Source organism: Sinorhizobium psoraleae (assembly GCF_013283645.1).
In the GTDB taxonomy this organism is placed as follows: Bacteria; Pseudomonadota; Alphaproteobacteria; order Rhizobiales; family Rhizobiaceae; genus Sinorhizobium; species Sinorhizobium psoraleae.
This window is the reverse complement of the sequence record NZ_JABEKV010000009.1, coordinates 65,170-77,725: the sequence shown is the minus strand read 5'-3', so window position 1 is coordinate 77,725 and position 12,556 is coordinate 65,170. Positions and strand designations below refer to the sequence as shown.

7 protein-coding genes are annotated in these 12,556 nt (G+C 58.6%); 1 reads left to right on the top strand and 6 read right to left on the bottom strand.

Annotated elements, in window-relative coordinates; all coding sequences use genetic code 11:
• Nucleotides 1–67 precede the first annotated feature (67 nt).
• Nucleotides 68–547, top strand: a complete 480-nt coding sequence (locus ILFOPFJJ_RS35465) for a hypothetical protein (protein WP_246299907.1) — start codon at nt 68–70, stop codon at nt 545–547.
• 290 nt (nt 548–837) lie between these two features.
• On the opposite strand, the gene ILFOPFJJ_RS29985 is transcribed toward ILFOPFJJ_RS35465, so the two are convergent.
• The 6 genes from ILFOPFJJ_RS29985 to ILFOPFJJ_RS29960 all read right to left on the bottom strand — a co-directional run bounded on the left by ILFOPFJJ_RS29985 (nt 838) and on the right by ILFOPFJJ_RS29960 (nt 12,469).
• Nucleotides 838–1,074: an acyl carrier protein gene (locus ILFOPFJJ_RS29985; protein ID WP_173514208.1), complete on the bottom strand. Its 237-nt coding sequence runs from the start codon at nt 1,072–1,074 to the stop codon at nt 838–840.
• 347 nt (nt 1,075–1,421) lie between these two features.
• The gene (locus ILFOPFJJ_RS29980) at nt 1,422–4,727 is read right to left on the bottom strand and encodes a DUF499 family protein (RefSeq protein ID WP_173514149.1); all 3,306 of its coding nucleotides are present in this window, start codon (nt 4,725–4,727) and stop codon (nt 1,422–1,424) included.
• A gap of 13 nt (nt 4,728–4,740) precedes the next feature.
• Entirely contained in the window at nt 4,741–7,539 is a 2,799-nt protein-coding gene (locus ILFOPFJJ_RS29975) for a DUF1156 domain-containing protein (RefSeq protein ID WP_173514148.1), read from the bottom strand.
• A 3-nt stretch (nt 7,540–7,542) separates the two neighbouring features.
• The gene (locus ILFOPFJJ_RS29970) at nt 7,543–8,037 is read right to left on the bottom strand and encodes a hypothetical protein (RefSeq protein ID WP_173514147.1); all 495 of its coding nucleotides are present in this window, start codon (nt 8,035–8,037) and stop codon (nt 7,543–7,545) included.
• Nucleotides 8,034–11,549: a DUF8742 domain-containing protein gene (locus tag ILFOPFJJ_RS29965; RefSeq protein WP_173514146.1), complete on the bottom strand. Its 3,516-nt coding sequence runs from the start codon at nt 11,547–11,549 to the stop codon at nt 8,034–8,036. The genes ILFOPFJJ_RS29970 and ILFOPFJJ_RS29965 overlap by 4 nt, the downstream gene beginning before the upstream one ends.
• A gap of 2 nt (nt 11,550–11,551) precedes the next feature.
• Nucleotides 11,552–12,469 carry a helix-turn-helix transcriptional regulator gene (locus ILFOPFJJ_RS29960; RefSeq protein WP_173514145.1) on the bottom strand — a complete coding sequence of 306 codons (918 nt, stop codon included), beginning with the start codon at nt 12,467–12,469 and terminating at the stop codon, nt 11,552–11,554.
• Between the last annotated feature and the right edge of the window lie 87 nt (nt 12,470–12,556).

Here is a 12,556-nt window from a genome sequence, read left to right as displayed (position 1 = left end):
AATCAATGCGTTTAAATGCAACGTAGTAGCGCCTTCAAATTGGTGCGGACAACAGGTGGGTTTTGGGATGTTAATTTCGGATTCGCTTCGGTCCCGTAATCGGGGAGACTTTTCTTCAGGCCTTCGCAAGGCTTTGAGCGCGTTAGCGTTCGACGGTATTTCTTATGCAGAAATCGCGGGACTTTCGGGTGGGGCCGGACAGAAAGAAGAGAATAGCGCGGAAACCGCGGTTTCCCTTGGTGAGTTGATGGATCGGCATATCGCGGCGCAAATGGCGGCCGCGGATGCCATTCGCGTATTTGATGAACGCGGGACAGTTGGTAGGGTTGCGAGCGTCGCCGATGCAAAAGTACTGTTGGAAGTCGCGCGAGACGAAGAAGTTGGCCGCCTGGCGATCGTCAATTACTTGCCGCGGACTAATCGGGAATCAAGGCAAAAGCTCACCTATATGGTGGCTTACCTCATCGCGACACGGGGTACCCTGAATGCCATTGAGATGAATTCCATCTTGGAATCTTCTCGCGATCGGCCAATGCGGAATGGCTAAAATGAAATCAACCGAGACCGGCCTCTCAAGCTGACCCAATGCCAGGTTGTGTGGGTCCCCGCGTGGCAACGCTCGCCGGCGAGCGAGCGACGAAATCTATAGTAAGAATTGCCCCTCGGCGCCTAACGCAGCTAAGCTAGACTCGCAGACAGGCCTTCGCGGCCGCGTCTACGTCATTACATGCATTGGGGTCACGCCTCGTGGCCCTACTTTGCTTTGCCATTTATTGAAACGGCTCGCACACACAAGCCGTTAGAACAGATCAGCCTATGGAGGCTATCCCATGTCGACTAGGACTGTGCCTTCTCGATGAACTTTGCCGCGTCGCCGACGGTCAGGATCGAGTCAGCAGCGTCGTCTGGAATTTCAACGCCGAACTCTTCTTCGAAGGCCATGACGAGTTCCACCGTGTCGAGCGAATCTGCACCGAGATCGTCGATGAAACTTGCACCTTCGACAACCTTGTCGGCATCAACGCCGAGATGGTCAATGACAATTTTTTTTACGCGTTCTGCGATATCGCTCATGTCGGTTTTCCTCGACCTCTGTATTCCGAATGCCAAAACAGCATCCACATCCTGTTGAACCTGTAACTGCACTTTTTCGGGTGCCGACGCCTGCAAACCCCCCTCACCCTTGTTCTGGCTCGCTCGCCGCGCGCTGAGCAATGGAACGACTTGACCTCCAAGAGATTTCAACAGTCATGGCCGAATTTAGACAGTTTAACAAGCGGAGAGACGGGGCATCGCGACTTACTTAGGTACGCCCCTAATCCCAAAGCTGACAGAACTGGTCGCATCAATACCTGTCGAGACCGTCAGCAACCCCTGAGGGGGGAAACGGACCAAGGCTCGATTGAAGCGGGCCCTTTTGCCTAGCTCACGACCTTATCGATAAAACCAAGCGTCGTCGCGTTCTCCAAGAGAGTGCGAACTTTGGCGCGATCCAAACCTCCGGGGACTTCCGCGTCAATTTCCAGCTTCAGTGACACGTCGCTGCCTGCCATCGTTGTCAACTGCTCAACGATGGCCTCAACGATTTGGTGAATCTCCCTAGCAGGTCTTTCTGCCGAGATCATAACGGTGCCAATGAATCTCGTCGGTAGCTTTTCAGGAGTCGGTCTCGCCGGGCCGTCAGAGCCAGTGGTCGATCCGCTCGTTGGCTCACTCGTCCGACTGTCGATGTCGTCATCAATGCCGGCTGGTACCGCGGGCTTCGGGACAACAAGCTTACTAAGCGCAACATCGGGTTTGATGATGACGCTGTCACTGTCGATTACGACGGGAACATTGCCCGCCTTCTCGATGGTCAGACCATGATAAGCTTGGGTGGCCTCATCCCACCCCTCAGCGTAGGCGAAGGGCCCCGGTAGCATTCCTGAGATTGCTGCCTGAACGGCCTTCACTAATACCTGCTGGTTTTGCAACCTGGGCAGGTAGATGTAGCGGTTCAGGTATTCCCACAGATCCTTGAGGGAAAGATGCGGCTTGCCATTCCAGATGTATTTCTGGAGTTCGCGGTCCAGGCGCGTTGGGCCAAGCTCCGGCAACAATCCTTCATCGCTAACCAGCTTCTTGCTCGCGCGGGCCAGCAATCCGTCCTGTGCCGGTATCTTCGCAGAGCTCCATGTAAGGTCGACTTGTGCGCTCTCCTGGACAGGATAGAGCAGGTAGCACCAGGCTTCCTTCACGCGAGTCCTGAGGGTTTCATTCGCCTCGGCCACCTTCGACTTGGCCAATGCGCTGTCGCTTTGCGTAAGGTTGAGACGGTCGATTTCCCGCACAATCTCCGCCCAGGCTAGGGATGATCGCGTGGCAGATTTCAGGTTATCCAGCTGGCGTTGCTCTGCCGCCAGGAACACGAGCATGTTCCTGTAGACCCGCGGCGTGCTACCGCGCTGCATCAGGATATCCTTTGCTTCGGTGTGCGCTTCCGAACCATCGCGGCCGGTATGGGGGTGCGCGATGCCGAGCACAACCGCGCGAACCCCTCCGCGTTCATCGGGAACATCGGACGAGCTGCTGGGCGCAATCTGGACAGCGTCGAAAAGCCCTCGATCCGCCAGCCCATTGACGTAGCTGACCAGCGCTTTGTCGATCTCCATCAGCACGAGCGCTTCTTCGAACTGGCCCGCGCGATCGGCGGCAATTCGGTTCAGGCTGGCCGACATCGAGTACCAGTAGCGGCCCAGGTCGCTGTGCATGAACTTGGCCTGGTTAGTCAGGCGCCTGAGAGCGTCACCAAAGATGGCTGGACGCTCTCCGGGCTGTACCACACCCAGATTGATCTGCTTGTCGTCGAGCCCCTTGTTTTCCTGTCCGTGGGTCGGCGCGGTACCCATGAACACGGCGCGCGCAACTCTGCGCGTCGCCGAATAGCGGTTCAGGTTCGGCGCAGCCTGGTCGACCTTGTAAGGTGTCGACGTGATGCCATCGACATCCCCCGCGATGATCGATTGCCAGCTCGTGTCGAGGTAGTGGAGAAGTTCCGGCTCCACGCGCGCGGAGCTGATCGCGACGCTGCCGGGCATAATCATGACCGACGGGTCATTACCCATCCAGAGTTCGTGGATGACCTGGGCCATCAGCCGCAGCACCCCGCGGGTACGCTGGAATTTTTCCAACGATCCCCAGCTCGTATACAGCTGGTCGAACAGTTCCGGATGGATCGGATATGCCTTCTCCAGTTTCCTGCGATAGTCCTCATCCGTGCATCCCTGCGGGAAGTCGTTAGAGTTTTCCCGATAGAGCTTGCCGTACTGCTTCAGCGTGTTGTCGCGGTGATGAAACTTGTCGCCGGGGATTTCCTTGAAGAGGCGGCGACGGACGATCTCATAGCTTTCCTCCTGCGAAGCTGGTCGCCACGACGACTCAACACGACTGAAGGTCTGTTTCAAGCGGGCCAGAGCTTCATGCCCTCCTTCGCCGCCGACTTCGATCTGCGAGGCGGGTAGCGAGGCGACAAGAAGTGTGCCGGGACTGGCCTTGACCGCTTCGGTCAGAGCCTGAACGAAGGAGAGGTTGGCGTCGAAGGAACCCGAAGGCAGACCGTCGACCTTGTAAATCTGCCGGAGATACGCGACCCATTCGTCGATCAGAATCAGGCAGGGCGAGCATTTCTTGAAGATAGCTTCGAGCAGGTTGGAACCCGGCGCGATGCCGCGGGCGTCGTTCTCGGCAACCATCTCGAAAAGTTCCGCGCCGCCGAGCTGCCAGGCCAGTTCGCCCCATGTCGTGCGGATTTTCCTCCCGCCTTCAAGGCTGATAATGTCCTGCGGACCGCGCGACGTACCGACGAGCACAGCGCGTTTTATTTTTGCAGGTACCGTCAGACCGTTGCGTGATAGGAGCTGGTCAAGCCCAGGCAGGTCGCCAACCGGCGTGCCGCTGACCATATGATACAGCGCCAGCATCGAGTGCGTCTTACCGCCACCGAAATTGGTCTGCAATTCAACAACCGGGTCTCCGCCGGACCCGGAAAGCCGTTTGGCGGCGCCGATCAACAGATTGCTCAGGCCCTCCGTCAGGTAGGTGCGCGCAAAAAACTCGCGAGGGTTGCGGTACTCGGACGGGGCGCTGCCATTGTGGACCTTGGCAAGGTCGGCGGCAAATTCGGCCTGCTGAAACTCACCCGTCGCCACGTCCTGGTGCGGCTCCACGACCTCGCGCCAGGGCATCAGCCCGGCCACGGTCTCGACGGAAATTTCGCTGCGCTGCGTTTTCCGCCGTTCCTCATTGCGCTGCAGCTCGGCATACTTGGTCCGCAGAATGGTGTCCCGAGACGCGCTGATTTTCTCGGCGACGTCGCCGGCGCTCACGGCCTCCAGCAGGCGCCGCATGGTATCCAGCGCCCGTTCGGCATCGTCGTAGGTGAAATTCTCATTGTGAGCGAGCTTATTGCGAACGTCCAATAGCTCAGAAACGTACGACCGTTCGGGATGGCCCAGCACCGTACCGAAAGAATCCTTCCAGAACGCCATCATGGCCTTAAGCAAGCCCTGCTGGTCCCAGGCGATGGCCGTGCCATGGCTATTGGGTTTCAATCCCTGAACGCGCTGTACGACCTCGACCTGCCAGTGGCCGGACAGTGAGGTTTCCAAACGCTTTTCGACGAAGGGGATCAGCCCCTCCGGCAGTAGTTCCATACCCTCAAATACGTGCTGACGCGTACTCTTAGCCATAAATATAACCCCCTTAGAAATTCATTCGCGTCTGGCCATCGCCGCGTATGTCATGGATTGTTGCGGCCTCGCGCGTCAGTTCGGTCCAATCCGCGATCAGGGCGTTATAGGCCGTGGCTTCCTTGGCATCCTGCCGCTTGTTCGCGCAGATATCGTAGAGGCAATAGGCGAGGTCTTTTACTGCCTCTGCCTTGTCACCAATCTTCTTCAAAACCAGCGCCGTGCTATGAGAGATACCGTCCTTCTCATGCAGCCGGACCAGATGCTGAAGGCACTCCCAGATCGTCAAGTGCGTGTCAGCTTCCGGGTCCCAACCAGGATCAAGCTCGTCCCGCTTTAAAACTCGCACCTTACCAGCCGCGCTTTCAACGATCCCAGCGTGCTTTACGCTCTCGACCGAAATGCCGCGTGCAGTCGCTATGCTATTTGCGGTGCCATAGTCTCCGGCCTTCAACCCGTTTTGCTCAAACCATGTGATTGTAAAGCGGGTGTCAGCATCGAACTCACCCTGAATTCCACCCAAATATTCATCGAGCTCGCGGTTTATCAGCTGCAGCGCGGCCTTCACCGCCATCGGGTTGTCGTCAGATTCCAGCACCGATTTGTAGCGAGAGAACACACCCATTCCCGGACCGATAGCCGATTGCGGCATATCCGCCGGAGCAATGTTCGCGGCCTGTAGCTCGGCGATCGCTGGGGGGAGTTCTCGCTTTAGCGCTCGAATGAACTCGGCACGGGTGATGGCTTCAGCAGTGGCTTCCTTCTGCCGGCAGACTAGGACAACCGAGTTAGCAAGCGCATTGGTACCTGAAGCGATCATACGATTCGCCATCTCGGTGCGCATTGGCCAAGTGCCGACAACAGCATACCCAGCCTCGACTACGGCCTGCAGAAATGTCGCCCAACCGGTGGAGCTGATGCCTTCTTGCGCGACTTCGCTTTGCTTAAACGCGTAGTAGATCGTCGCGGGAAACAGATTCGAGGATTGTGTTGCCATGTTAATGATTGCTCGGCTCATCCCTTCCAAGAAGAAAGCCTCAGCCGCCTCCCTGCCTCCATGGCGATAAGGCGTGGCGACAAGTTCTTCCGCTTTGGGTGTTGCGAGAACGCCAAAAATCTCGGGGAAAACAGGACGTAGGGCCGGTTTCATCCAGGTGAAGAAAAAGTCGGAAAGGTCGGCGTACCCGATGTTGTCGTAGTAAGGCGGGTCGGTGGAGATAACGGTGTTGTTGGGATAATCGACAGTTTGCGCGTCATGTTGGCGCTCATTCCCGGGTGCGGCAACAATAATTGCATCCAGAACCTTCCAAATCCATTCAACACAAGAAATCCAGTTTCCAGTTGAACTGGAGAATCCGTTACCTTCGGCGAAATCCCAGGTCATAGGGAGAGACTGCCTCCCAAAGGTATTGCGAATCTTTGTGTATCCGGAATCCCAGCCGCAAATCGTGCTTCCACGGTCTGCCAATCGTGTGATGGCGAACCCCAAATACACACTCGCCGCCTCGGCATATGCTTTGGCGCCCTTGCCGCCATCCCGCAGGGGGGTGGGGTCGGACGAGAGACCAGCCTTAGCCGCGTCAGCCTCGATTTGCGCTCGAACCTGGTGCAGGAGATCACTGAAGGTATTGAGGGCCACTAACTGCCGCTTCGTGAACAGATCGCCGAAGGTCGTCAGGCCATAATCCACTGTCCAAAAATTGCGCGGATCGTTCGGCAGGTTGGTTTCCGGCCGCCATACGGGCTTGGCGGAAAGAGCAAGCTGCTCGTGCATTTCCGTCGGCGCAACATATGCGCGGCTGCGATTGCCCTCAGCAACTATGGCGATCAGGGCCTGCCCCATTTCGCCTGCCTTGCCTTTGCTCTTCACGTAATCAGGTGTAATGGCTGTGTCTGACATAAGACAGCGGAAATTCGCGCCGCGTCCAGCCTTGGTGCCTTCCCTTGCCGCGGCAATCTCGGCCTTTGTTCCGCCATTACGAATACGGTAGATGATCGTCTTTGTAGCGCGATCGACGATCGGCTCGACCCAAGCCTCTTTTCCTGCCTTGGAGCTCAGGAGAAAACTTGACGCAATTGGCACCCGCACATCGGAAAATGCAGGATCTGGGCTCGGTACCGTCCGCGCCCATATCCACGCAATCACCGTAGCTTGTCCGCCTCCGTGCTCCTTCGGCAAATTAACCTGCGGGTAAAGGTGCCCAATGCGTTCCCACGCTTTCTCGCGCATCCATTCGGAATAATATTTGACATCCTCAGCCAGCCCTTCGGCATTGCGATAGAACTGCCGCTCCTTGATGCCGGGGTGGATCGGGGGCATGTCCTTGAACTTGGCCGGAATCTCGATCATCGCCTTGCCGATCATCACCGCAACCGGGTTGAGGTCGGAACCATAGGCAGGCAGGCCCAGCCGCTGCGCCTCCAGAGGGATCGACCCGCCGCCGGAGAATGGATCGTAGACGGGGGGAAGTTCACCACCACAGCTCTTGCGAATCTCCGCGCGTGCCCGTTCCAGCACTTCCTCGTTGGTCGAGTTCTCCCAGAGTACCAACTCCTCAATGATCGCAAAAAGTCGCTTGCGCTCGCGCTCCTGATCCTCATGGCTGGGAAACTGGTCGGGATTGCTGGAGGGATCGTCTACCAGCTGGGCAAATAGCACAGCTCTGCAGGCAGCCAGCGGCCGCCGTGCCCACCACAGGTGCAGAGTCGACGGATGCCCATGCCGGATCGACTTCTCCCGCGCTGAGGCCGCATTGATCGCCTCAAGCGGAATGGCAACCTCGATCAGTTTTTTCTTGTATGGCTTGGTCATCATCTACACCGGAAAATTAATCGTCGAGGGCATGGCGACGAGCTCAGGCCCTCTGGGAGGTTTGTCTTTGCGCCAGCCGCCCTTGACGGTCTGGACCGCGGAAATCGGCATTTTCTGGCTTTGTGGCAGTTCGGCCAGGTCCTTGACGTGCCAGAACACGGCCCAGTAGCCTTTATTGTCGGCTCCATATTGGCCGGTCGTCGGCGGGCGGTGCTTCATGCCCAGCGGGTGAGCACCGTTCCCTGTTTCCCGAGAACCGACATACAGGCCGAACCACGACACGATAAAGCTGTCTTTGGCCGGAACATCCTCGTGTGAGGGATAGATCAAAACCGGCACCACGGCGCCGTTACGGAGTTCGTCGACCTTGCGGAATAAGTCCCATTTGCGTGAGCCAAAGGCGACAAACCCTTCCGCTTCAGCGATGAGTTTCCCCGACTGGAGATGCTCCAGCGGAACCGGGGCGAGTATGGCAAATTGTGAAAAGGGAGCCGTCATCGGGGCGACTCCGCCCGCGCCAGCAGACTGGCGAGATTCACCTGGATGGCGGTAATCCCGAACTCCGGCTCCTGCGAGAACGGCCTGCGAATGTAACGCGGCTCACGGGCGATCCCATTCTCAACCTGAACGACGGCGAGAATGTACTTATCAGGTTCGTGCAGCGAGGTGATGACCTCCTGCCGCGTCACCATGATGCTGTCTGCACCGTCGATACGCCCCTTCACCTCGATAAATCTCAAGTGCTCGCCGTTCGCGGCAAGCGAGGCGATGTCGTAGCCGATCTTCTGGGCGGACACGTCGCTCGGCGAATGGCCGTGGGCGCGCTCCGCCGCCATAACCGCATCCATCGCCAGTATTTCGATCTCCCGGCGCGCCAGCGGGTCTTCCGCAAAGCTCGCCGGCACGCCCCCGTTCGGTGCCTTGCCGCCGCCGCGCGCAGCGAGCAGCCCGCGCGGTATTACCACCATGCCGCCCCTGATGCGCGGGGGCTGGGACGAGATAAATCTTTCCTGCTCAAGCTGCATCTGCCGGCGCTTAAGTCGTTCCGCCAGGTCCTCGGCGCGGCGCTCGGCGTTCTGCCAGTTCAGGCGCGTCTTCTTGCCGGCTTTCTCCTCCTCCTTCAGCTCGAAGGACCGGCTGTCCCAGTAATTGATCTCCTTCTTGAGGCGCACCTTCACCTCGTGCTCGACCTTGTCGATCTCGGGAATGCGGCGCGCCTTGACCTCGGCAACGTGGCCCTGCGCAAGCTCGACGGTCGCGAACTGGACGGCGGTTCGCTCCAGGTCCGCGGTTAGCCAAGGTTCGTCGAGACAATCCTTGACCAGCGCGATCTCCTCCGGCGTAGCCGGGCGGAGATTGAGGTGGGGCGCGATGCCGGCATTCGTCGTGCGGCCCTGCTTGTCGACGGAAGCGAACTGGAGCTTTTGCGAGATGATGTGCGGTTTGCCGGTACTGGTCAGGCGTCCGTCCTGAACGCTGTGCTCAAGCAGGAAAATCGCGGCAAGGTCCGAGCCCATGTCCGTATCATCGACAAGGATGGCGCCCTGCTTCATCAGCTGGTCGTAGTCCTCGCGGATGATGCTGATTACGGCTTCCAGAAACGGATGTCCCGGGCATACGAACGTGGCGACAGGCTGCTGGTTGATAGCGCTCTTCTCGAAACAGATGCGCTCATATTTCTTCTGGATGGGCGCTCCGCTGCCCATTTGCCGGTCCCGCTCGCGGATGCGGACAGGCACATGGGTGATTTCCCATCGCCCTTCCTCCCGCTTTTTCAAACGTCCGCCGAGATGCTGGAAGGCCTCGACGAAAAAGCTCTGGATATGATGCGGCTGCAGGCGCATAGCCTCCGCCCGCTCCATCTCTAGGCGCAGTTCATGCACCTTGGCTTCAGGCATCGTATCGTTGGTCAGGGCACGGCGCTTCAGAAGCTCCAGCAGGTGCTGCTGGTCAACTGCGCCGTCGACCTGGCGGAACAGCCGCGCGCGGACATCCTCCTGCTCCCCATATTGAATCGCCTGGAACAAAAGATCTTTGAGCGCGACGCCCTCAAACAGCTCCCCGAGGACATCATAGACCCTGCCGCCTAGCGCCTCGCGGGCCGCCTCCAGTTTTTCCAGAAGGCGGGCATAGACCTCGCCTTCGCGGGTGTCAGCGGCGACGATGTTCCAGAGATGGCAGACTTCGGTCTGGCCGATACGGTGGACGCGGCCGAAGCGCTGCTCGATCTTGTTCGGGTTCCAGGGCAGGTCGTAGTTGACCATCAGATGCCCGCGCTGAAGGTTCACGCCTTCACCGGCGGCATCGTTGGCGATCAGGACCAGCATGTCGCGGTCTTGCATGAAGCGTTCAATGACCTTGCGGCGCTCCTCGCGCGTCACCCCACCGTGGATGACGTCCACGGCTTCAGGGTTGCCGAGGCGCGAGCGAACCTTGTCAACGAGGTAGTGCAGCGTATCCTTGGGTTCGGTGAAGATGATGAGTTTGCGACGATTACCGTGACCATCGATCATCAGGTCGTCGTCGAGGATGCGATTGAGTTGCGTCCACTTGGTGTCTTCACCGGAGCGGAGGACGCCCAGCGCCATCTGCTCCAAGCCCTTCAGCGTTTCAACTTCAATGGCCAGCTGGTCGATGGTTTCGGCGGTTGTGGCGCCGGTGGAAATAATATCCTCCAGCTCGTCGACCTCGTCCTGTCCGTATTCCTCAATATTGCGAAGAACTTCGGCACTGACGCTGGTGTCGCCGATGACACCGCCCGGACGGCCGCGTGCCGCAAGGCGCGCCTCGGCCAGTTCGTTCTCAAGCCTCTCCCGCCGGCGTTTGAGCGACTGATAGATGGCCGCCGGCGATGAGGCGAGGCGTCGCTGCAGGATCTGCAAGGCGAAGCCGACATTGTTGCGCTTCTTGTTGTCGCCGTCGGCAAACCGCTGCACGCGGTTCATTTCCGTGCGAACGTAATCGGTAACCGCGCTGTAGAGAGCCGCCTCCTTGGGAGAGAGCTCATACTTGACCGTGTACGCGCGGCGCTCGGGAAAGAGCGGCCGGCCATCGAACCGCAAGAGCTCTTCCTTGGTGAGACGCCGCATCATGTCGTCCGTGTCGGCATAGTGAACGCCGTCACGGAAGCGCCCTTCGAACCGGTCCCCGTCAAGCAAAGCCATAAAAAGCTGGAAGTCTTCTTCCTTACCGTTGTGAGGCGTTGCCGACATGAGCAGCAGGTGGCGGCAAATCTGACCGAGCCGCTGTCCGACCTGATAGCGCTTCGTGTATTTCACATCGCCGCCGAAATAGGTGGCGGACATCCGGTGCGCTTCATCACAGATGATGAGGTCCCATTCCTGGGATTTCAGCAGCTTATCCTGCAGCTCCTCGCTTCGCGCCAGCACGTCGAGGCGGACGATCAGTCTGTTGTGGTCGTTGAACGGATTGCCTGAGCGCGACGTCTCGATCATGTCGCGGGTCAGGATGTCGAATTCGAGATTGAATTTCTCTCCCAGCTCATCCTGCCACTGCTCGACAAGGCTTCCCGGCGCAACAACGAGGCACCGCTCCAGGTCGCTGCGCGCGATGAGTTCCTTGATGAGCAGGCCGGCCATGATGGTCTTGCCTGCGCCAGGATCGTCGGCCAGCAGGAACCGCAGCGGCTGGCGTGGCAGCATTTCGCCATAGACCGCCGAAATCTGGTGCGGCAGCGGATCGACGAGACTCGTATGAATGGCCAGATAAGGATCGAAATAGTGAGCGAGCTTGATCCGGTTGGCTTCGGTGACCAGGCGAAGAAGGCCCCCGTCGGCTTCAAACGTCCACAGGCGGCCGCGCGCATCAAGCTCAAGGCGATGCTCATCATCGCGATACAGCGTGCCTTCGGCAACAGCACCGTTCTGATCGCGGAACACGACATTGACGGCCTGCGCGCCAATCCAGTCGACCGATATGATCTGGACGGGCTGCTGCGGCACGACACCGCGAACGAACGCTCCCCCTTTGATGTCTTCAAGCCGAACCATGGTTACCCCTGCGCGCCCGCCGCATTTTCCGCATTGTTTTCAAAGAATTCCGCGCGCGCCAGCGCAGTTTGCACATCACTGAAGCTTGAAACAACTATATGTTGTCGTCTCGCCGGTTCTTTTGAAGCATCTCCTAATAAGCCGAGTCGGCGAAGAACGTAAAAGAGCATGGCATATCGGACCGACAGGACGCATTTGCCATCTGTCATTCCATAATCTTTAGCCACAACAATTTGCTGACTGGGTGTAAGATCGGGGTGTGGCACGATCTCAAAGCCGAAATATTCGTGCCAAAGCTTGTCCTGGTCCCCCGACGCCCCCGGCTCACCCGGCATGCGGGCTTCCAGCGCCCGCGGCAGCAGGAAATCTTTGAATTTGCCGTCGATGTGGCAGAAGGCCCGCGCGTGCCAGCGAAAGCCGTCATAGCCGAAGGCATGCGGCGTAATGCGGCGCCAGACCGGGTCGGGCCGCTGCTTGCTCATGGACTGATACAGGATTTCGATCGACCGGTGGTCGCGTACCGCTTCGAGCACGGCCCGTAACACGTCTGTATTGATGTCCCGCTTCGGGGTGAGGGCGATGTCGGTCTTCGGCGGCTTGGCGATCCAGGACTCGACGGGCATCGACAGGCCTTCGCCCAGCGAACGCAGCCGCGACAGGTAGGCATCTGGATCGGGCTTCAGAAAGCGCGGCTCGAAATCTTTGGCGGCGACGTAGCGCTTGACGCTCTTGTCGTACTCCACATTCCCCGGCGCGCGCTCCTGGTAGAGCGAAAGGTCCTTGGAGGCCTGCGGCACCGACACGCCGAACACGTCGATGATGTCCGACCGGTTGACCCCACCCTCCCAGAAAAGACGGAACTCGATGAATTCGAGCCGCTGCTCCACCCCCCACCGGATGCCGGGGTTTTCATTCTCCATTGTGTCCACCATAAAAGGGTATAGAAACTATATTGACAGCGAAACTAGACGCGTATAGTTTTTTATCCCATCAGCGGGCCGTGGTCA

Excerpts from the sequence above, each read along its gene's own strand:
- ILFOPFJJ_RS29960 (WP_173514145.1), bottom strand. The coding sequence starts at position 12,469 with ATGGAGAATGAAAACCCCGGCATCCGGTGGGGGGTGGAGCAGCGGCTC.
- ILFOPFJJ_RS29985 (WP_173514208.1), bottom strand. The coding sequence starts at position 1,074 with ATGAGCGATATCGCAGAACGCGTAAAAAAAATTGTCATTGACCATCTC.
- ILFOPFJJ_RS29970 (WP_173514147.1), bottom strand. The coding sequence starts at position 8,037 with ATGACGGCTCCCTTTTCACAATTTGCCATACTCGCCCCGGTTCCGCTG.
- ILFOPFJJ_RS29965 (WP_173514146.1), bottom strand. The coding sequence starts at position 11,549 with ATGGTTCGGCTTGAAGACATCAAAGGGGGAGCGTTCGTTCGCGGTGTC.
- ILFOPFJJ_RS29980 (WP_173514149.1), bottom strand. The coding sequence starts at position 4,727 with ATGGCTAAGAGTACGCGTCAGCACGTATTTGAGGGTATGGAACTACTG.
- ILFOPFJJ_RS29975 (WP_173514148.1), bottom strand. The coding sequence starts at position 7,539 with ATGACCAAGCCATACAAGAAAAAACTGATCGAGGTTGCCATTCCGCTT.
- ILFOPFJJ_RS35465 (WP_246299907.1), top strand. The coding sequence starts at position 68 with ATGTTAATTTCGGATTCGCTTCGGTCCCGTAATCGGGGAGACTTTTCT.